We start from the raw sequence: 20,435 nt of genomic DNA, 5'->3' as shown, positions 1-20,435 counted from the left end.
AACCCCTTTCCCTTCAGTAGGACTTGGGGAGTCCCAGAGTCTGGTGGGAGACGTAGTTGAGGATCATCTCCCGGCTGACCGGGGCGATCCGCGCCACCCGCGCCGCCGTGATCAGCGACGCGAGGCCGTACTCGGTGGTGAGGCCGTTGCCGCCGAGGGTGTGCACCGCGTGGTCGACGGCGCGGACGGCGGCTTCGGCGGCGGCGTACTTGGCCATGTTCGCGGCCTCGCCCGCGGCGGCGTCGTCGCCCGCGTCGTAGAGGTGGGCCGCCTTCTGCGTCATCAGCCGGGCAAGTTCGACTTCGATGTGCGACTGGGCGAGCGGGTGGGCGACGGCCTGGTGGGAGCCGATGGGCCCCTGCCACACCTGTCGGGTGCGGGCGTAGTCGACGGCCCGGGTGAGCGCGAAGCGGGCCATGCCGGTGGCGAACGCGGCCGTCATGATCCGCTCGGGGTTGAGCCCGGCGAACAGCTGGAGCAGTCCCGCGTCCTCGTCACCGACGAGGGCGTCCGCGGGCAGCCGGACGTCGTCGATGACGAGCTCGAACTGCTTTTCCGGTGCGGCGAGTTCCATGGGGATGCGGTGGTACGTGAAGCCGGGGGCGTCGCGGTCGACGATGAACAGGCAGGGCTTGAGTTTGCCGGTGCGGGCGTCCTCGGTGCGGCCGACGATCAGGGTGGCGTCGGCGGCGTCCACACCGGAGATGAAGACCTTGCGGCCGGTGAGGATCCAGTCGGTGCCGTTGCGGCGGGCGGTGGTGGTGATGCGGTGGGAGTTGGAGCCGGCTTCGGGCTCGGTGATGCCGAAGGCCATCTTGAGGGTGCCGGCGGCGAGCCCGGGCAGCCAGCGGTGCTTCTGCGCGCCGGTGCCGAAGCGGGCGATCACGGTGGCGCAGATGGCGGGCGAGACGACCATCATCAGCAGGGGGCAGCCCGCGGTGCCCAGTTCTTCCAGGACGATGGACAGTTCGGCGATGCCGCCTCCGCCGCCGCCGTATTCCTCCGGCAGGTTGACGCCGAGGTAGCCGAGCTTGCCGGCCTCCCGCCAGAGCTCGTCGGTGTGCTTGCCGTCGCGGACGGCCGCGGCCATGTAGTCGTGACCGTAGCGGCGGCCGAGGGCGGCGACGGCGGTGCGCAGGTCGCGGTGTTCCTGACTCTCGATGAGGGCGGTGCTCATGGCGTGGGCTCCTCGGTCTCGGTGACGACGGCGAGCAGGGCTCCGACCTCGACCTGCCGGCCGGGGCCGGCGTGCAGGGCGGTGAGCGTGCCGGTGGCGGGGGCGACGACGCGGTGTTCCATCTTCATCGCCTCCAGCCACAGCAGGGGCGCTCCGGCGGTCACGGGCGCCCCCACGGTGACGCCCTCCGCGACGCGGACGACGGTGCCGGGCATGGGGGCGAGCAGCGAGCCGGGCTCGGCGCGGGTGACGGGTTCCGGGAAGCGGGGCAGGGCGGTCAGGGCGTGGCGGCCGACGTGCACCCGGGTGCCGTAGACGGCCACGTCCAGGGCGCGGCGCACCCCGCCGGTCTCCAGGACGACGCGGCCGGGGCCGGAGTTCACCAGCCGGACGCCGGGGAAGCCCTCGGCGGTGAGGCCGTCCCGGCCGAGGCGGTAGCGCACCTCGATCTCCCGCCCGGCGGGTTCGTGGCGGTAGCGCTTGACCTGCGGCTGGGAGGGGAGGTTGCGCCAGCCGCCGAAGCGCGAGGGGCGGCCGGCGGCGTCGGCGAGGGCGGCGGCGAGGGCGGCGAGCCGCACGGCCTCCTCGTCCTCGTCCGCGGCGGTGAGGTCGGCGAGGTGCCGGTCGAGGAAACCGGTGTCCATCGCCGCGGCGGTGAAGCCGGGGTGGCGGAGGGTGCGCACGAGCAGGTCCCGGTTGGTGACGAGGCCGTGAATGCGGGCCCGTTCCAGGGTGCGGGCGAGCAGCCGGACGGCTTCCTCGCGCGTGGGGGCGTGGGCGACGACCTTGGCGAGCAGGGGGTCGTAGTGGACGCCGACGGTGTCGCCGTCCTCGACGCCGGAGTCGACGCGCAGGGCGGGGCCGTGCCCGAGGTCCAGCCGGTGGACGACCCCGGTCTGCGGCTGCCACCCCCGGGCCGGGTCCTCCGCGTACAGCCGCGCCTCCACCGCGTGCCCGGTGGGCCGGGGCGGGGCCGGCGGCAGTGCGTGGCCTTCGGCGATGCGGATCTGCCAGGCGACGAGGTCCACCCCGTACACGGCCTCCGTCACCGGGTGTTCGACCTGGAGCCGGGTGTTCATCTCCAGGAAGTACGGGCGTCCGCCGGCGGAGAGCAGGAACTCGACGGTGCCCGCGCCCACGTAACCGATGGCCCGTGCGGCGTCGGCCGCCCAGGTGTGCAGGGACTCCCGCAGGCCGTCGGGCAGGCCGGGCGCGGGGGCCTCCTCGACGACCTTCTGGTGGCGGCGCTGGAGCGAGCAGTCGCGGGTGCCCAGGGCCCAGACGGTGCCCCGGCCGTCGGCGAGGACCTGCACCTCCACGTGGCGGCCGCCCTCCACATATGGTTCGGCGAACACCTCGCCGTCCCCGAAGGCGGCGGCCGCCTCGGCCCGGGCGGAGGCCAGCTCGCCGGGCAGGGCGGCGAGGTCGCGCACGACGCGCATGCCGCGCCCGCCACCGCCCGCCGCGGCCTTCAGCAGCAGCGGCAGGGACGTCTCCGGTACCGCCGCGGGGTCGACGGGCGCGAGGAGCGGCACCCCGGCCGCGGCCATCAGCTCCTTCGCCCGGGTCTTCGACGCCATGGCCTCGACGGCGGCCGGCGGCGGTCCGATCCACACCAGGCCCGCGTCGTGCACGGCCCGCGCGAAGTCCGCGTTCTCGGAGAGGAACCCGTACCCCGGGTGGACGGCGTCCGCGCCGGCCGCGAGGGCGGCCTTCACCAGCAGGTCGCCCCGGAGGTAGGTGTCGGCGGGCGCCGAGCCGGGCAGGCGCACGGATGTGTCGGCCTCGCGGACGTGGCGGGCGCCGGCGTCGGCGTCCGCGTGCACGGCGACCGTGGCGATGCCGAGCTCGCGGCAGGTGCGGAAGACGCGGCAGGCGATCTCGCCTCGGTTGGCGACAAGCACAGAGCGGATCACGGGAACCTCACATCCGGAAGACGCCGAAGCCACCGCGCACGCCCTCGACCGGCGCCGTGTGGATGGCGGAGAGACACAGCCCGAGCACGGTCCGGGTGTCGCGGGGGTCGATGACCCCGTCGTCGTAGAGCCGTCCGGAGAGGAACACCGGCAGCGACTCCGCCTCGATCTGCCGCTCGACCATGGCGCGCAGCCCGGCGTCGGCCTCGTCGTCGTAGGGCTGTCCCTTGGCGGCGGCCGAGGCGCGGGCGACGATCGACAGGACCCCGGCGAGCTGCTGGGGGCCCATCACGGCGGATTTGGCGCTGGGCCAGGCGAAGAGGAAGCGGGGGTCGAAGGCCCGTCCGCACATGCCGTAGTGGCCGGCCCCGTAGGAGGCGCCCATCAGGACGGACAGGTGCGGGACGCGGGAGTTGGACACCGCGTTGATCATCAGGGATCCGTGTTTGACGATGCCGCCCTGCTCGTACTCCCGGCCCACCATGTAGCCGGTGGTGTTGTGCAGGAAGACCAGGGGGATGTCCCGCTGGTTGGCCAGCTGGATGAACTGCGCGGCCTTCTGCGACTCGGCGCTGAACAACACGCCCTGGGCGTTGGCCAGGACACCGACGGGGTAGCCGTGCAGCCGGGCCCACCCGGTGACGAGGCTGGGCCCGTACAGCGGCTTGAACTCGTCGAAGTCGGAGCCGTCGACGATCCGGGCGATGACCTCGCGCGGGTCGAAGGGCACCTTGAGCTCGCCGGGGACGATGCCGAGGAGTTCCTCCTCCGCGTACTTCGGGGGCTCGGCGGGCGCGGGATCGGGGTGGGCCTTGTGCCAGTTGAGGCGGGCCACCACCCGCCGGGCCTGCCGCAGGGCGTCGGCTTCGTCGGCGGCGAAGTGGTCGGCGAGGCCGGAGGTGCGGGCGTGCATCTCCGCGCCGCCCAGCGCTTCGTCGTCGGCGTCCTCGCCGGTCGCCATCTTGACCAGCGGGGGCCCGCCGAGGAAGACCTTGGCCTGGTCCCTGACCATGATGACGTGGTCGGACATGCCGGGGACGTACGCGCCGCCGGCCGTGGAGTTGCCGAAGACGACGGCCACGGTGGGGATCCCGGCGGCCGACAGCCGGGTGATGTCCTTGAACAGCGCCCCGCCGGGGATGAAGATCTCCTTCTGGCTGGGCAGGTCGGCGCCGCCGGACTCCACGAGGGCGATGCACGGCAGCCGGTTGGCGCGGGCGATCTCGTTGGCGCGCAGGGCCTTCTTCAGCGTCCAGGGGTTGCTGGCCCCGCCGCGCACGGTCGGGTCGTTGGCGGTGATCAGGCACTCGACGCCCTCGACGACACCGATGCCGGTGACGATCGACGCGCCGACGGTGTAGTCGCTGCCCCAGCCGGCCAGCGGCGACAGCTCCAGGAACGGGGTGTCGGGGTCCAGGAGCAGCTCGACGCGCTCCCGGGCGAGGAGCTTGCCGCGGGCGCGGTGGCGGGCGGTGTACTTCTCGCCGCCGCCCGCGAGCGCCTTGGCGTGCTCCGCCCCGATGGCGGCGAGCCGCTCCAGCATGGCCTCGCGGTGGGCCGTGTACGCGGGGCCCGACGTGTCCAGCGCGGACGCCAGCACGGTCACAGCAGCACCTCCGGTATCTCCAGGCAGCGGGCGCGCAGCCACTCCCCCACGGCCTTCGCCTGCGGGTCGAAGCGGGCCTGGGCGCCGCCGCCCTCGCCGAGCAGGCCGGCGACGGTGAAGTTCAGGGCCCGCAGGTTGGGGAGCACGTGCCGCTCCACGGCGAACGGCGCCGTCTCCGGCAGCAGTTCGCAAAAGCGCTCGACGGTGAGCTCGTGGACGAGCCAGCGCCACGCGTCGTCGCCGCGGACCCAGACGCCGACGTTCGCGGAGCCGCCCTTGTCGCCGCTGCGGGCCCCGGCGACCAGGCCGAGGGGGGCGCGCCGGGTGGGCCCGGGGGCGAGCGGCGGGGGCAGGGCGGGCTCCGGCACGGGCTCCGGCCCCTCGGCGCCGGCTGTCTCGTCCGCGGGGTCCATGGACGGTGCCGCCGTCGAGGGGGGTACGCGCACCCGGGTGCCGTCCGGCAGCACCGCCACGTGCCGGACGCTGTACGCGTCGACGTACGCGGCCTCGAAGACGCCGTACGGGGTGCCCTTGCCCGGCGGAGCCGTCACGTGGAAGCCGGGGTAGCTGGCGAGGGCGAGCTCGATCGCCGCGCCGCTGACGGCCCGGCCCACCGACTCGGGGTCGGGATCGCGCACGACGAGCCGCAGCAGCGCGCTCGCCTCCTCCTGGACGTCCGCGTCGGCCCGGTCCGTGCGGGCGAGGGTCCAGCGGAGCTCGGCGGGGCGGCGTCCGGCCAGGCTCGCTTCGAGCTGTTCGCGCACCAGGCGGGCCTTGCCCTCGATGTCGAGGCCGGTCAGGACGAAGACGACCTCGTTGCGCCAGCCGGCCACCCGGGTCAGGCCGGTCTTGAGGGTGGCGGGCGGTGCCTCGCCGCGCACCCCGCTGATCCGGACCCGGTCGGGGCCGTCGTCGCTCAGCCGGACGGTGTCCAGGCGGGCGGTGACGTCGGGGCCGAGGTAGCGGGGGCCCGCCGTCTCGTACAGCAGCTGAGCCGTGACCGTGCCGACGGTGACGGCGCCGCCCGTGCCGGGGTGCTTGGTGATGACGGCGGAGCCGTCCGCGTGGATCTCGGCGACGGGGAAGCCGGGGTGGCGGAGGTCGGCGGTGCGGGACAGCTCCTCGAAGAAGGAGTAGTTGCCGCCGGTGGCCTGGGTGCCGCACTCCAGGACGTGCCCGGCGACGACCGACCCGGCGAGCGCGTCCAGGTCGTCGCAGAGCCAGCCGAAGTGCGCGGCGGCGGGGCCGGTGACGAGGGCCGCGTCGGTGACGCGCCCGGTCACGACGATGTCCGCGCCTGCCCGCAGACAGCCGGCGATGCCGGCGCCGCCCAGGTAGGCGTTGGCGGTGAGCACGCCCGTGCCCCAGTCGCGCTCCCCGCGCAGGTCGTCGCCCTCGACGTGGGCGACGCGCACGGGGACGCCGACGCGGTCGGCCAGTTCCCGGATCTCCCGGGCGAGCCCGGCGGGGTTCACGCCGCCCGCGTTCGCGACGATCTTCACGCCGCGGTCGGCGGCGAGGCCGAGCCCTTCCTCCAGCTGGCAGAGGAAGGACGTCGCGTAGCCCCGGCGGGGGTCCTTCAGCCGGTCCCGGCCGAGGATGAGCATGGTCAGCTCGGCGAGGTAGTCGCCGGTGAGCACGTCCAGGGGGCCGCCGGTGAGCATCTCGCGCAGGGCGGAGAAGCGGTCGCCGTAGAAACCGGAGGCGTTGCCGATGCGCAGGGGCTCGCGGAGGAGGCTGGGCGGGGTGCGGGGCGGTTCGGTCACCGTGCGCCTCCTCTCGGCGGGCGGCCGGTGCCGGGCGGCCCGGCGAACGCCTGGGCGATGTCCAGCCACCGCTCGGCGTCGGCGCCCCGGGCGGTCAGCGCCAGGTCCGAGCGGTGGGCGCGCTGCGTGGCGAGCAGGCAGAAGTCCAGGGCGGGGCCGGTGACGCTCTGGGCGGCGCCCTCGGGCCCGTAGGCCCAGGTGCTCCGCCCGTCCGGGGCCAGCAGCTCCACCCGGAACTCCGATGCGGGAGGCCGGAGTCCGCGAACGGCGAAGGCGTAGTCGCGGGCCCGCACCCCGATGCGCGCCACGTGCCGCAGCCGGGCGGTGGGGGTGCGGCGGACGCCCAGGGTGTCCGCGATGTCCTGGCCGTGCGCCCAGGTCTCCATCAGCCGGGCGGAGGCGGCGGAGGCGGGGCTCATGGGCGGCCCGTACCAGGGCAGCTTCACCCCGGGCGGCACGGCGGCCAGGGCGGCCCGCACGGCGGCGCGGGTCTCGCGCCAGTGGGCCAGGAGGTCGGCGGGTGCCGTGCGCGCCAGGGTCTCGGCGCCCTCGGCGACGAAGGCGGTGGGCGCGGCGAGGGCGGCGGTGGCTTCCCGGGTGAAACCGTCCGGGTCGGTGGCGGCCCGGGCGCACCGGGCGTCGGTCCAGGCCAGGTGGGCGATCTGGTGGGCCACGGTCCACCCGGCCGCGGGGGTGGCCTCGGCCCACCGCTCGGCGGGAAGCCCGGCCACCAGGCCGTCCAGCTCCTCGCCTTCCGCTCGCAGTTCCGCGAGTAACTCCACCGGGTCGACCACGCCGCACTCCCCTCGGGAAAGGTGACTTGACGGCGCGTCATCTCCATAGAGACGCCCGTCGACCCCCGTCGCAGGAAGAGCGTGGCAGTGCCCACAGAAACAATCAAGCGTGCTTGCCTTTATTTTTTTCGGAACGCGGGGTGCCCTTCGGGCGGGTTCCGGGAGTTGGAGGTTGAGGGGCGATCCGGGCCTGTCTCCTGTCCGGATCGAACACTCATCACGTCGCGGAGGGTGGGCCGGTCCGCAGGGAGGCGGCCGGCCGCGCTCCTACGGCTGGTTGACCTGCTGTCATGTCGCTTAGGTCATACTTTCTTGATGCCTATAGCCACGGAGATCCCAGCGCCCGCCCCTCGCCCGAAGCGCCGCAAGGCGCTGTGGCTCACCCCTTTGGCCGTGATCGCGGCCTCGGGCGGCCTGGCGTACGCCGTCACCAGGGGCGGGGACACCGTTGACGAGGGCTTCAAAGAACGCCCGAAGGCCTGCTCGGAGGCTATGTACGCCATGGACTGGGTGCTTCCCGACCATGCCAGCGACCAACGGTGCACCGAGCTCACCGGCGGCCTGGCGGGCCACACCCAGTCGGGCACCTTCCGCATGCCGCGCGCCGATGTCCGCCCCTGGCTCGCTTCGCTCCCCGGAGAGCGGAACAGGCGGGAGGGGGCGGGATCCGACAGCGTGGTGGAACGGAAGGAAGGGCTCGCCCTCGACATCCTCAGGCCGCCGGGCCGCCTTCACGCCGACGAGGTGAGGGTGGACGTCCGCTGGGAAGGCGGGGACACCGCCGCCGTCACCTTCGAGACGTTCGATTACTAAAGGTTGCCCGGCGCCGCCATTCCCGCTCCTCCGGCCCGTCGAAGACGTAGACGTAGACGTAGACGTAGACGGAGGCGGATGCAGAGGCGGGGCGGGGGTAGCCGGCGGGGGCACGGCCTCCGGCGGCTTTACGGAGGGCGGGGTTCCGCGATCGGTGGCCCCGCCATCGTCACCCCAGCGCTTCCGCCAGTACCTCCGCGAGGTGTCGCGCCCGGTGGCCCGCCAGTTGGGCGAGCTGGGTTCGGCAGGAGTAGCCGTCCGCCAGCAGCTCCGCCCCCCGTGGCGCGCCGCGTACCGCCGGCAGCAGTTGTTCCTCCGCGCAGGCCACCGACACCTCGTAGTGGCCGCGCTCGAAGCCGAAGTTACCCGCCAGGCCGCAGCAGCCGCCGCTCAGTTCCCCGTCGAGCCCGGCGCGGGACCGCAGGCGTCGTTCGGCGGCGTCGCCCAGGACGGCGTGCTGGTGGCAGTGCGTCTGCCCGGCCACCGGGCGGCCGATGTACGGAGGCCGCCAGTCCGGGGCGAGCTCCTCCAGCGTCTCGGCGAAGGTCCGGACGGAGGCGGCGAGTTGCCGGGCGCGTGGGTCATCGGGCAGCAGCTCGGGGACGTCGGTGCGCAGGGCGGCGGCGCAGCTCGGTTCGAGGACGGCGACGGGCAGCCCGGCGGCGAGGGCGGGGGCCAGGACGCCGAGGGTGCGCCGCATGGTGCGGCGGGCCTGGCCGAGCTGGCCCGTGGAGACCCGGGTGAGCCCGCAGCAGACCGCGCGGGGCGGCAGGACGACCCGCAGGCCCGCGGCTTCGAACACGGTCACGGCGGCGCGTCCGACGGCGGGAGAGAGGTGGTCGGTGAAGGTGTCGGGCCACAGGACGACGGTCCGGCCGGCGCGCTCCCCGGCAGCCGCGGCGCGCGCCCGCCACCACCTCCTGAACGTCTCCCCCGCCACCTCCGGCAGCTCCCGCTCCGGCGCGATGCCGCCCACCCGCTTCATGAGGCCGCTCACCGCCGGTACCCGCGCCGCCGCGTTCAGCGCGGGCGCGGCCCGCAGCGCCGCCGCCGCGCGGAGCCACAGCGGCAGCCGGCCCATCGTGTAGTGCGCGGCGGGCCGCAGCCGCCCGGCGTAGTGGTGGTGGAGGAACTCCGCCTTGTAGGTGGCCATGTCCACTCCGGCCGGGCAGTCGCTGCGGCAGCCCTTGCACGACAGGCACAGGTCGAGGGCGTCCCGTACCTCCTCCGACCGCCAGCCGTCGGTGACGACACCGCCCCGTTCGCCCGCCAGCATTTCGTGCAGCAGACGCGCGCGCCCGCGCGTGGAGTGCCGTTCCTCGCCGGTCACGCGGTAGGACGGGCACATCACTCCCACGCCCGTATCCGTCGCCGTCTCCCGGCACTTGGCCACGCCGACGCACCGGCGGACGGCGGCGGTGAAGTCTCCGCCGTCGTGCGGGTAGCCGAACTCCACCGGCACCGCGCCCCGGCCCGGCAGGACCGCGAAGCGCAGGTTCTCGTCCAGCCGGTGCGGGCGGACGAGCATGCCGGGGTTCAGGCCGCCCGCCGGGTCCCACAGGTCCTTGACCCGTTCGAAGAGGCGCACCAGTTCCGGCCCGTACATCCGGGGCAGCAGCTCGGCCCGTGCCTGTCCGTCGCCGTGCTCGCCCGAGAGGGAACCGCCGTGCGCGACGACGAGTTCGGCGGCGTCGGCGGAGAAGTCACGGAAGCGCCGCACCCCGTCCGGGCTCAGCAGGTCGAAGTCGATGCGCACGTGGACGCAGCCGTCACCGAAGTGCCCGTAGGGGGCGCCGCGCAGCCCGTAGCGGGCCAGCAGGGCCCGGAATTCCCGCAGGTAGGCGCCGAGGCGGGGCGGCGGCACGGCGCAGTCCTCCCAGCCCGGCCACGCCTCGGAGCCGTCGGGCAGCCGGGTCGCGGTGCCGGCCGCGTCGTCCCGGACGCGCCACAGGGCGCGCTGCCCGGCCGGGTCGCTGACGACGGCCCGGCCGGTCGTGCCGGGGGCGGCCGCCCGGACGATCTCCGCCGTGCGGGCGGCCGCCTCCCCGCCCGTCGCGCCGCCGGTCTCGACGAACAGCCACGCCGCGCCCTCGGGCAGCCCGGCGGTCTTCCCCACCAGGTCGGCGGCCATGCCCTCGACCGTCAACGGGCCGTAAGGAAGCAGCAGGTGGGCCGCGTCGGCGGCGGCGCTCTCGTCCGCGTAGCCCAGCACGGCCAGGGCCCGTGCGCGGGGTGCCGGCACGAGAGCGACGGTGGCCTCCGTCAGCACCCCGAGCGTTCCCTCGCTGCCGGTGAACGCCCGGGCGATGTCGGTGTGCCGCTCCGGCAGCAGCGCGTCCAGGGCGTAGCCGGAGATCCGCCGGGGCAGTGGGGGGAAACCTGTGCGCAGCAGGGCGAGTTCGCCGTCGATCAGGTCGCGCAGCCCGTCGGCCAGGTGTTCCGGGAGCCCGTCGAGCCCGCGGCCCAGGCGGGCGCGTTCGCCGTCGTACGTCAGGACGTCCAGGGAGCGCACGTTGTCGGCGGTGGTCCCCCAGGCCACGGAGTGCGAGCCGCACGCGTTGTTGCCGATCATCCCGCCGAGCGTGCACCGCGCGTGCGTCGAGGGGTCGGGGCCGAACGTCAGGCCGTGCGCGGCGGCGGCCGCCCGCAGCGTGTCGAGGACGACGCCCGGCTGCACCACGGCCGTGCGGGCGGCGGGGTCGATACCGACGACGGCGTTCATGTGGCGGGTGAAGTCCAGGACGACGCCGACGCCGGTCGCCTGCCCGGCGATGGACGTCCCGCCGCCGCGCGGCACCACCGGAACGCCGTGTTCCCGGCAGACGGCGAGGGCCGCCGCCACGTCACCGGCGTCGAACGGGGCGACGACACCCAGCGGCACGCGGCGGTAGTTCGAGGCGTCCATGGTCGTCAGCGCCCGGGCGGTGGCCCCGAAGTCGACGTCGCCGCGCACGGCGGCCCGCAGTCCGGCGTACAGCGCATCGCGATCGACCATGACCGGATCCTGCCCAGAACAGATCATTTATCCACCTGAGGTCGGCGTGAGGTCATCTCACCGGATGGACGTTCAGCCGTGGCCGTCACCGGGACGGATTAGGCTGCCCCCGTGGCTGATATCCAGATTCCCGCTGACATCAAGCCCGCCGATGGTCGCTTCGGCGCGGGCCCGTCCAAGGTGCGTACGGAGGCGCTCGGCGCCCTGGCTGCCACCGGAACCTCTCTTCTCGGCACCTCCCACCGCCAGGCCCCGGTGAAGAACCTGGTCGGCAGGGTGCGCGAGGGCATCCGCGAGCTGTTCGCCCTCCCCGAGGGCTACGAGGTGATCCTCGGCAACGGCGGGTCCACCGCGTTCTGGGACATCGCGACGCACGGGCTGATCGAGTCCAGGTCGCAGCACCTTTCCTTCGGCGAGTTCTCCTCGAAGTTCGCCACGGCCGCCAAGGCCGCGCCGTGGCTGGCGGAGCCCAGCGTCATCTCCTCCGCGCCCGGCACCCACCCGGAGCCGGTGGCCGAGGCGGGCGTCGACGTCTACGCCCTCACCCACAACGAGACCTCCACCGGTGTCGCGGCCCCGGTCAAGCGGGTCGCGGGCGCCGACGCCGGGTCGCTCGTGCTCGTCGACGCCACCTCCGGCGCGGGCGGCCTGCCGGTCGACATCACCGAGTCCGACGTCTACTACTTCGCCCCGCAGAAGTCCTTCGCCGCCGACGGCGGCCTGTGGCTGGCGGCGTTCTCGCCGGCGGCCCTGGAGCGGGCGGCCCGCGTCCACGCGTCCGGCCGGCACATCCCGGAGTTCTTCTCCCTGCCGACCGCGATCGACAACTCGCTGAAGAACCAGACGTACAACACCCCGGCTCTCTCCACGCTGTTCCTCCTCAACGAGCAGCTGGAGTGGATGAACGGCCAGGGCGGTCTGGACTGGGCGGTCGCCCGCACCGCGGCCTCCGCGCGCACCCTCTACGGGTGGGCCGAGGCGTCCAAGCACGCGACCCCGTTCGTCACCGACCCGGCGAAGCGCTCGCAGGTCATCGGCACGATCGACTTCTCCGACGACGTGGACGCCGCGGCCGTCGCCAAGGCCCTGCGCGCCAACGGCGTCGTCGACACCGAGCCCTACCGCAAGCTGGGCCGGAACCAGCTGCGGGTGGCGATGTTCCCGGCGATCGACCCGGCGGACGTCGAGGCGCTCACGGCGTGCGTGGACTACGTCATCGAGCGGCTCTGACGGCGGGCGGAGTCACTTCCGCCGCACCAGTTTGCGCAGCCCCGTCACCAGGACCACGGCGGCGGCGAGGACGGCGGCCCCGACGAAGAGGTTGCGGTTGCGGTCCCCGCCGCCCTCGCTCTCCGGGGCCGCCGGGCCGCCGCCCTTGGAGTCGTCCGGGGCTTTCGCCGCCTGCTCGGGCAGCAGCTCCCCCTCCAGCGCGATCGGCTGCACCGAACTGCGCTTGCCCTCCGACCCGTACATCAGCGTCCGCCCGTCCGGGGTGAACGTCACCGACTCGCCCTGACCCTGGAACGGCACGCCGGGGCTGCCGATCTCCTTCGGCAGCCCGTTCTCCCAGCGGTACTCCCGGGCGTTGAAGTAGCCGCGGACGACGAGCCGGGTGCCGTCCGGGGAGAACGCCCCGTCCGTGGCCCAGACGTTGATGTCCGCGACGCGGCGGAAGGTGTTCGTGCCCGACGCCGACAGGTTCTCCGGACCGGCGTACAGCGCGCCCTTGCCCGACCGCTTCTTGCTGACCAGGTACACCCGCCCGGTCTTCGGGTGCACCATCAGCGACTCGGCGTCCCGGGGCCCGTCTTCGTAGCGCACGGTGTACCGGACAGGGGTGACGGTGGTGTCCTTCAGCGTCTTCGGCTCGGGGAACCGGTAGATCCACACCTGCGGCCAGCTCCCGCCGAGGTTGTCCCCGATGTCCCCGACGTAGACGTTCCCGTCGGGGCCGATGCTGATGGCCTCCACATCGCGGGGCGTGATCCCCGCGAGGGTGACCCTCGCGACGGTCCGCCCGGTGCGGCTGTCGACGGCGTAGACGTACGGGCCGTCGTCGCTGTCGTTGTGCGTCCAGTAGACGCCGGGGTGGACACGGCTGGCGGCCAGGCCGCTGGACTCCCTGATCCGCGGATCCTCGATGGTGAAGGCCGGGGGCGTACCGCTGTCGGCCACGGCGGGGACGGCGGCGGGCAGCACGGCCAGCGCACTGAGCGCGGCGGCCGTGAGGGGCCGGGAGAGGAAGCGGTACGGACGCATGGGCCCCAGCCTGCCATCAGGCGGGGCGTCCGCGGGCCGGACGCACCCGGTGGGCCCGGGTCGGCCGGGAGCCACGGCCGGGGCGCCGCCCTCGCCGGGAGCCATGGCCGGGGCGCCGCCCTCGCCGGGCGCGGCGAGCCGGTGCCGGGGGGGGGCGGGGCCGGGGGCGGCGCAGCGTGGTGCGGGCGAGGACGGAGGCCGCGAGGAGGAGTCCCGCCCCGGAAGCCCGGACACCGCCGCCCGAATCGCGACTTTCGATGTACGCGCCGGGCCGCCCCGCCTGCTTAGGGTGCGGTCATGAGAGCGACATCGTGGGCCCGTGACCTGTGGCGGCAGGTGCTCGAACCCGGGCAGTGGTCCCGGCGGCGGCTGGTGGTCGAGGGCCTGGTGGCCGCGGTGCTCGCCCTGCTCGCGGCCGGGCTGGAGGATCTCAGCCACAGCGGCCCGGTGCGGACCCTCACGGTGGCGCTCGCCGTCGCCGCGCTGTCGCTGCTGCGCCGCGCGCTGCCCACGCCCGCCCTCATCGCCGCCGCGGCCCTGACCGGGAGCACCCCGGGCGGTGTGCTGCTGCTGGTGCCGGTCGGCTGGTCCGCGGGCCGCCGGATCCCCGGGGTGCTGCACGCCGTCGCGGCCTTCTCCGTGTCCGGCGCGGTGTGTGTGGCGCTCACCGCCCTCCACGAGCCGCCGACCCCCGCGACGCTGGTGTTCACCGTCCTGTTCTATCTCGTCGCGGCGGTCGTCCCGGGGCTCGCCAGCCGCTACTGGGCCCAGCGCCGCACCCTTCTGCGCGCCCTCCAGGAGCGCAACACCCAGCTGCTGCGCGAGCGCCAGATGGTCGCCGGGCAGGCGCGGATGCGCGAGCGGCAGCGGATCGCCCAGGACATGCACGACAGCCTCGGCCACCAGCTCGCCCTCATCGCCGTGCACACCGGCGCCCTGGAGGTGGACCGGGAGCTGACCGGCCGGCAGCGCGAGGCGGTCGGGGTGCTGCGGGAAGCGTCCGTGGCGGCGATGCACGAGCTGCGCGAGGTCGTCGGCATCCTCAAGGACGGGGTCGCCGAGGAGCCGGCGGTGGAGCCCGTCTCCCGGGTGGCGGCCGGGATCGAGGCGCTGGTGGAGTCCGCGGCCGCGGCGGGCACCCCCGTCCGGCTCGACCGCTCGGGTGAGCCCCGGCCGCTGGCCCCGGCGGCCGACCACGCCGCGTACCGCATCGCGCAGGAGGGGCTGACGAACGCGTACAAGCACGCCCCCGGCGCGCCGATCACCGTCGGCCTGCGCTACGAGCCGGACTCGCTGCTGGTGGAGGTGGCCAACGGGCCGGCCCCCGCCGGCCACGGCCCGTGGCCGGCGGCGGTCAGCGGCGGCCAGGGGCTGACGGGGCTGCGGGAGCGGGCCCGGCTGGTCGGCGGGATGGTGCACGCCGGTCCTGTGGACGGCGGCGGCTTCCGGCTGGCGGGGGTGCTCCCGTACGGGACGAAGGAGGCGCGGGAGGAGACCTTCGTCGACGCGGCGGACGACTTTCGGGGGCAGAGCGGCGCGGTGCCCCCTGGCGACGGTGGACCGGTCATCGACTGGTCCGATCCGCGCGAGGAGTTCGAGAACATCATGGGTTCGAAGAAGAAGAACGGCCTGATGATCGGCTGTGGCGTGGGCCTGCTGATTCTTGTGGGGCTCGCGGTGGCCCTGGTGTTCGGGGTCAGCAAGGTCATGGACGAGGCCGATAAGGGCATGATCGAGCCGAGCCTCTACGCGTCCGTGCAGGAGGGCGACCCCGAGGAGCAGGTGCGCGGGAAGCTGCCCTCCGGCAAGTCCTTCCTCACCTCGGACGTCAAGGACAAGGGACCGGCCGAACCCGCCGGTGCGAGCTGCCTTAGCCTTCTGTCCACCGACACGTCCAAGGGTTTGACCACCGACACCGTGTACCGGTTCTGCTTCCAGGGCGGCAAGCTGATCGAGAAGCGTGAGTTCGACGTCAAGAACTAGCACCACGGGAGATCCGTTGATCCGCGTCCTCATCGCCGACGACGAACCGCTCATCCGGGCGGGGATCCGGATGATCCTCACGTCCGCCGACGACATCGAGGTCGTGGCGGAGGCGGCGAACGGGCGCGAGGCGGTCGAGCTGGCCCACCGGCACCTGGTGGACGTCGCCCTGCTCGACATCCAGATGCCCGTCATGGACGGGCTCGCGGCCCTCGCCGAACTGGGGCGTTCCGCCCCCGGCGTGCGGGCGCTGATCCTGACCACCTTCGGCGAACGCGACAACGTGCTGCGGGCCCTGCGGCACGGCGGGGCCGGCTTCCTCCTGAAGGACTCGGCGCCCGCGGAGCTGATCGGGGCGGTCAGGGCGGCCGCGGCGGGCAACGCGTACCTCTCGCCCGCGGCGGCGCGGCACGTGGCGGACTCGCTGGCGTCCGGGCCGGCCACGGGCCGGGCCGAGGAGGCCCGCCGGCAGGTGGCGTCGCTGAGCGGGCGGGAGCGGGAGGTGCTGGCGCTGCTCGGCGAGGGCCTGTCCAACGCCGAGGCGGGGCGGCGCATCCACATGAGCGAGGCCACGGTGAAGACGTACGTCAGCCGCATTCTCGCGAAGCTGGACTGCGAGAACCGGGTGCAGGCGGCGCTCCTGGCCCGCGACGCGGGGCTGGGGGCCTGACCCGATCCCCTGCGGAGCGGGCTTGAGGCTGCTCCGGGAGGCCGGGGGCGGACACCCCACCAGCGCGGGCCGGCGCCTGGCGCCCCACGGGCCCGGCCACCCCGATGGCCGCACGGCCCCCGGGCCCCGCCCGCTCCCCCGCGGCCCCCGCAGGCACCGGGCCGACGGGCCTGTGACGGGCGGCGGTGGGCGGCTGACGAGTTGCGGGCGGTATGCCGTCTTTCCATGGTGGTCACATCTCCAGAACCCCGCACCGAAGGGAACAGTTTCATGCGCATATCCCGGACGATCAGCTTCCTCACCGCCCCCGCACTCGCCGGCGCCCTCGTCCTCGGTGCCGTGGGCACCGCGACCGCCGCCCAGGCGCCCGGGGCCGCCAGGACCGTCGCCCAGGATCCGCCGCCCGACGACCGCGCCAGGATCACCGCGCAGGTGAAGTCACTCGGCGAACTGAGCGCGGTGGCCGCGCCCGTGGTCGAGTTCCTCAACGAGGCCCTGGCCGCCAAGCCGGACCAGCAGAAGATCGCGGCGCTGCAGAAGAAGGTGCACGCGGCCGTGGACCGGATCGCCGCCCCGCAGAAGGGCACGCAGGTCGCGTCCCAGGCGAAGGCGGTGGACCCCAAGGCGGACGCCGTCGCCGGCCTGAAGCAGGCGGTCGACCAGCTGGCGAAGGAGACGGCCACCGGAAAGGTGAACGGCGGCATCGACAAGGTCCTCAAGGCCGTCGAAAAGCTCGTTCAGACCCTGCTCAACCTCCTCAGCCCCAACGGGACTTCTGCCGACGGCGCCTGACCGTGCCCGCCTGCGGGCGGCCCGCTCGCGTGAAGCGGCGGGCCGCCCGTGCCCTGGCCGGGTGCGGGGCGCGCCGAGTTCGTCGACGCCGCGGCCTCGCGGCCCGCAGCGTCGGCTCCCGTCGTCCGCCGGCATCTCCGCGGCACACCGCACCTGCCCACACCGGGCCCCGGGCCGCCGCCGGCCCCGTCCGTCACCCCGGGTCCGAGCCCGGCGTCACCTCGGGTCCGAGCCGTGCGTCACCCCGCGCGCGTCCGAGCCCGGCCTCTCCCCCTCCCGGGAGGCCCCGCCTTCCAGTCCGCTGCGCACCCGGCGGTCCATCGCCAGGGCGAACTCCGCGTCGACGACGGCCTTGGCGGTCGGGCGCAGCCGGGCGAGGGTTCCGGCGATCCGGGCCGCCTCGTCCGGCGCGTCCGCGGCCCCCGGCACGTCCGGCAGGACATGCGTGCGGACCAGTGCCAGGAACGTTTCGGCGATGGCGTCGGCATGGGAGCGGACCTCGCGGCCCGCCGCCAGGACGGCGGCCAGCGGGACGCCGCTGCGGACGAGCTCCGTCGAGGCGTCCAGGAGGCGGCGGCTGATGTGGACGAGCTCTTCGCGGTCGCCGTCGACGGCCAGGTAGCCCAGGTCGAGGGAGGCGGCGAGGTTCTCGGCGGTGACCTCGCCCTCGAACTGGTCCGCCAGCTCCTCCGGCGCCAGCCGCACCGGCGTCTCCTCGGACCACGGCGATGCCAGGGCCCCGCTGAGGCCCAGGAGTTCGCCCACGTTCCGCCCGCACTCGAAAGCGGTGAGCAGCTCCGCGATGCCGCCGAGCGTGTGACCGCGGTCCAGGAGCGCGCCGATCGTGCGCAGCCGGGCCAGGTGGTGGTGGCCGTACCAGGCGATCCGGCCCTCGCGGCGCGGTGGCGGGATGAGTCTGCGCTCGCGGTAGAAGCGGAGCGTGCGGACGGTGATCCCGGCGGCCTCGGCCAGCTCCGCCGTGCGGTACTCCCGCTCCTCGCTCCCCTGGTCGGGGGCCCTCTGCTCTATCGCCACACCGGCAGCCTATGCGTTCGAGCCGTGGACACAATGGGGTGAGACCGTCGGTAACTTCCTTGTACGGGACCCCTATCGCTCGCCGGATCACTGCCCTACGCTCCCCACCGTGCCAGTCATCGCTGGCACGGTTGGCGCTATTGCGGGAGGCGACGGCATGTCCGACTACCAACGTCAGCGCGAGCACGTACGGGTGGCGGTGATCGGAGCCGGGTTCGGCGGGCTGGGCGCGGCCGTGCGGCTGCGCCGCGAGGGCGTCACCGATTTCGTGGTCCTCGAACGCGCCGGATCCGTAGGCGGCACTTGGCGGGACAACTCCTACCCCGGCTGCGCCTGTGACGTGCCCTCCCACCTCTACTCCTTCTCCTTCGCCCCCAACCCCGCCTGGCCGCACAGCTTCTCCGGCCAGCCGCACATCCGCGCCTACCTGGAGCACGTCACCGACACCTTCGGCATCCGGCCGCACCTGCGCCTCAACTCCGAGGTGAAAGCCCTGCGCTGGGACACCGAGCAGCTGCGCTGGGAGATCGAAACCGCCTCCGGCGCGCTCACCGCCGACGTCGTCGTCTCCGCGACCGGACCGCTGTCCGACCCGCGGATCCCGGACGTCCCCGGTCTGGACACCTTCCCCGGCAAGGTCTTCCACTCCTCCCGCTGGGACCACGATTACGACCTGCGCGGCAAGCGCGTCGCGATGGTCGGCACGGGCGCCTCGGCGGTCCAGATCGTGCCCGCGATCCAGCCGGACGTGGACCGGCTCACCCTCTTCCAGCGCACGCCCCCCTGGGTGCTGCCGCGCGCCGACCGGCGGATCACCTCTGCCGAGCAATGGCTGCACGCGAAAGTCCCGGCGACCGCCGCACTGCGCCGGGGGCTGTTGTGGGCGGCAAGGGAAGCGCAGGTCAGCGCGTTCACCAAGCGCCCGGGCCGGCTCCGCCTGGTGGAGAACTTCGCCAAGGCCCACCTGCGCAGGGCCGTCAAGGACCCCGCGCTGCGCGCCCGCCTCACCCCCGACTACTCCATCGGCTGCAAGCGCATCCTGCTCTCCAACACCTACTACCCCGCGCTCACCCGGCCGAATGTGGATCTGGTGGCCTCCGCGCTGGCCGAGGTCCGCGGTTCCACGCTGGTGGCCGCCGACGGCACGGAGAGCGAGGCCGACGCGATCGTCTTCGGCACCGGCTTCCGGGTGACGGACATGCCCATCGCCGAGCGGGTGACCGGTGCCGCCGGCACCACGCTCGCCGAGGAGTGGCGGGAGGGCATGGCGTCGCTGCGCGGGGCCAGCGCCGCGGGCTTCCCCAACTTCCTCTTCGTCATCGGGCCCAACACCGGCCTGGGGAACAACTCGATGATCCTCATCATTGAATCGCAGCTGAACTACCTGGCCGACTTCCTCCGCCAGCTGGACACCATCGGCGGCCGCGCGGCCCTGGACGCCCGCCCCTCCGCCGTCCGCGCCTGGAACCGGCGGCTCCAGGACCGGATGACCGGCACGGTGTGGAACTCCGGCTGCGACAGCTGGTATCTGGACGCGCGCGGCAACAACACCGTCATCTGGCCGGGCACCACCTCCGAGTTCCGCAGGGTCACCCGGCAGGTCGACCTCGCGGAGTACCAGCTGCTGCGGGTCCGCAGCACCCCCCGCACCCCGGCCAGGACGGAGGCGGCCCGATGAGCCCGCTGGCCCGTACGTGCCTGGAAGGACAGGTCGCCGTGGTCACCGGCGCGGCGCGGGGCGTCGGCGAGCAGCTCGCCCGCAAGCTCTCGGCGCGCGGCGCCCGGGTCGCGCTGGTGGGCCTGGAGGCGGAGGAACTGCGGCGGGTCGCCGCCGCGTGCCACGAGGACGCGGCGCACTGGTACGCCGACGTCACCGACCAGGCCGCGATGCATCAGGTGGCGCGCGAGGTGAAGGCCCGCTTCGGCAAGGTCGACATCGTGGTCGCGAACGCCGGGGTGGCCGGCGGCGGCAGCTTCGCCGACTCCGACGCCGAGCAGTGGCGCCGGGTCATCGAGGTCAACCTCGTCGGCAGCGCCGTCACCGGCCGCGCCTTCCTGCCCGTCCTGACCGAGAGCCGCGGCTATCTGCTGCAGATCGCCTCGCTCGCGGCGCTCACCCCGGCACCGCTGATGAGCGCCTACTGCGCGTCGAAGTCGGGGGTCGAGGCGTACGCGCACTGTCTGCGCGCCGAGGTGGGCCACAAGGGCGTGCGGGTCGGGGTCGCCTATCTGAGCTGGACCGACACCGACATGGTGCGCGGGGCGGATGAAGACGAGGTGATGCGGGAGATGCGGGCGCGGCTGCCGTGGCCGATGAACCGCACCTACCCCCTCGGCCCGACCACCGACCGCCTGGTGGCCGGCATCGAACGGCGCTCCGCCCACGTCTACGGGCAGGGCTGGCTGCGGGGCATGCAGGCGGCGCGCAGCTGGGTGCCCGCCCTGCTCGCGGCGGGCGCGCGGCGCGAGATGCGGCGCATCGAACCGAGGCTGGCGGGGCGGCCCTCGGGGCTGGTGGGCGCCGGGGGCGCGGCGGACGAGAAAGCCCGCGCGGACCGGGCGGCAGGACGGTAGCGGAGGGTAATCATAGGATATGCGTGGCGTGAGGGTGCGTGCCAGGCTGATTTCG

General features: G+C 74.2%; 15 protein-coding genes. 7 read left to right on the top strand and 8 right to left on the bottom strand.

What is annotated here, in order from left to right:
* Positions 1–13: 13 nt before the first annotated feature.
* The 5 genes from ABZ951_RS10135 to ABZ951_RS10115 form a co-directional block, all read right to left on the bottom strand.
* Positions 14–1,177 (bottom strand): acyl-CoA dehydrogenase, encoded by a 1,164-nt coding sequence (locus ABZ951_RS10135; protein WP_344093044.1) that lies wholly within the window; start codon positions 1,175–1,177, stop codon positions 14–16.
* Positions 1,174–3,093, bottom strand: coding sequence for a biotin carboxylase N-terminal domain-containing protein (locus tag ABZ951_RS10130; protein WP_344093042.1), 1,920 nt, complete (start codon positions 3,091–3,093; stop codon positions 1,174–1,176). Before ABZ951_RS10130 ends, ABZ951_RS10135 begins: the two co-directional genes overlap by 4 nt.
* A 7-nt stretch (positions 3,094–3,100) precedes the next feature.
* Positions 3,101–4,699, bottom strand: coding sequence for a carboxyl transferase domain-containing protein (locus tag ABZ951_RS10125; RefSeq protein WP_344093040.1), 1,599 nt, complete (start codon positions 4,697–4,699; stop codon positions 3,101–3,103).
* Positions 4,696–6,363, bottom strand: a complete 1,668-nt coding sequence (locus tag ABZ951_RS10120) for an acyclic terpene utilization AtuA family protein (RefSeq protein WP_344093064.1) — start codon at positions 6,361–6,363, stop codon at positions 4,696–4,698. The genes ABZ951_RS10125 and ABZ951_RS10120 overlap by 4 nt, the downstream gene beginning before the upstream one ends.
* 98 nt (positions 6,364–6,461) lie before the next feature.
* Positions 6,462–7,259 (bottom strand): TIGR03084 family metal-binding protein, encoded by a 798-nt coding sequence (locus ABZ951_RS10115; RefSeq protein WP_344093037.1) that lies wholly within the window; start codon positions 7,257–7,259, stop codon positions 6,462–6,464.
* Positions 7,260–7,574: 315 nt separating this feature from the next.
* Between ABZ951_RS10115 and ABZ951_RS10110 the strand changes: the two genes are divergently transcribed.
* Complete coding sequence (locus tag ABZ951_RS10110) at positions 7,575–8,072, top strand: hypothetical protein (RefSeq protein WP_344093034.1); 498 nt, start codon at positions 7,575–7,577, stop codon at positions 8,070–8,072.
* Between the two features lie 169 nt (positions 8,073–8,241).
* On the opposite strand, the gene ABZ951_RS10105 is transcribed toward ABZ951_RS10110, so the two are convergent.
* Complete coding sequence (locus tag ABZ951_RS10105; RefSeq protein WP_344093032.1) at positions 8,242–11,067, bottom strand: FAD-binding and (Fe-S)-binding domain-containing protein; 2,826 nt, start codon at positions 11,065–11,067, stop codon at positions 8,242–8,244.
* Positions 11,068–11,178: 111 nt separating this feature from the next.
* Between ABZ951_RS10105 and serC the strand changes: the two genes are divergently transcribed.
* A complete protein-coding gene (gene serC / locus ABZ951_RS10100) occupies positions 11,179–12,297 on the top strand; it encodes a phosphoserine transaminase (RefSeq protein WP_344093030.1) in 1,119 nt (372 codons plus the stop codon).
* A 12-nt stretch (positions 12,298–12,309) separates the two neighbouring features.
* On the opposite strand, the gene ABZ951_RS10095 is transcribed toward serC, so the two are convergent.
* Complete coding sequence (locus ABZ951_RS10095; protein WP_344093028.1) at positions 12,310–13,326, bottom strand: hypothetical protein; 1,017 nt, start codon at positions 13,324–13,326, stop codon at positions 12,310–12,312.
* A gap of 297 nt (positions 13,327–13,623) precedes the next feature.
* Between ABZ951_RS10095 and ABZ951_RS10090 the strand changes: the two genes are divergently transcribed.
* The 3 genes from ABZ951_RS10090 to ABZ951_RS10080 all read left to right on the top strand — a co-directional run bounded on the left by ABZ951_RS10090 (position 13,624) and on the right by ABZ951_RS10080 (position 16,771).
* Complete coding sequence (locus ABZ951_RS10090) at positions 13,624–15,309, top strand: histidine kinase (RefSeq protein ID WP_344093025.1); 1,686 nt, start codon at positions 13,624–13,626, stop codon at positions 15,307–15,309.
* A gap of 16 nt (positions 15,310–15,325) precedes the next feature.
* Entirely contained in the window at positions 15,326–15,979 is a 654-nt protein-coding gene (locus ABZ951_RS10085; protein WP_344093023.1) for a response regulator transcription factor, read from the top strand.
* Positions 15,980–16,249: 270 nt separating this feature from the next.
* The gene (locus tag ABZ951_RS10080; protein WP_344093021.1) at positions 16,250–16,771 is read left to right on the top strand and encodes a hypothetical protein; all 522 of its coding nucleotides are present in this window, start codon (positions 16,250–16,252) and stop codon (positions 16,769–16,771) included.
* A 216-nt stretch (positions 16,772–16,987) separates the two neighbouring features.
* Here ABZ951_RS10080 and ABZ951_RS10075 read toward each other — a convergent pair whose 3' ends face one another.
* Positions 16,988–17,806 (bottom strand): MerR family transcriptional regulator, encoded by an 819-nt coding sequence (locus ABZ951_RS10075; RefSeq protein WP_344093018.1) that lies wholly within the window; start codon positions 17,804–17,806, stop codon positions 16,988–16,990.
* 157 nt (positions 17,807–17,963) lie between these two features.
* Here ABZ951_RS10075 and ABZ951_RS10070 point away from each other — a divergent pair, with 157 nt between their 5' ends.
* Both ABZ951_RS10070 and ABZ951_RS10065 read left to right on the top strand, forming a co-directional pair.
* Positions 17,964–19,484 (top strand): NAD(P)/FAD-dependent oxidoreductase, encoded by a 1,521-nt coding sequence (locus ABZ951_RS10070; protein ID WP_344093016.1) that lies wholly within the window; start codon positions 17,964–17,966, stop codon positions 19,482–19,484.
* On the top strand, positions 19,481–20,380 hold the full coding sequence (locus ABZ951_RS10065; protein WP_344093014.1) for an SDR family oxidoreductase: 900 nt from the start codon (positions 19,481–19,483) through the stop codon (positions 20,378–20,380). Before ABZ951_RS10070 ends, ABZ951_RS10065 begins: the two co-directional genes overlap by 4 nt.
* Positions 20,381–20,435: the final 55 nt, after the last annotated feature.

The sequence above is a fragment of the Streptomyces sp. NPDC046215 genome, assembly GCF_040646215.1.
In the GTDB taxonomy this organism is placed as follows: domain Bacteria; phylum Actinomycetota; class Actinomycetes; order Streptomycetales; family Streptomycetaceae; genus Streptomyces; species Streptomyces stramineus.
Note: the sequence above shows the minus strand (reverse complement) of the source record. Positions and strands in the feature narration are given on the sequence as shown.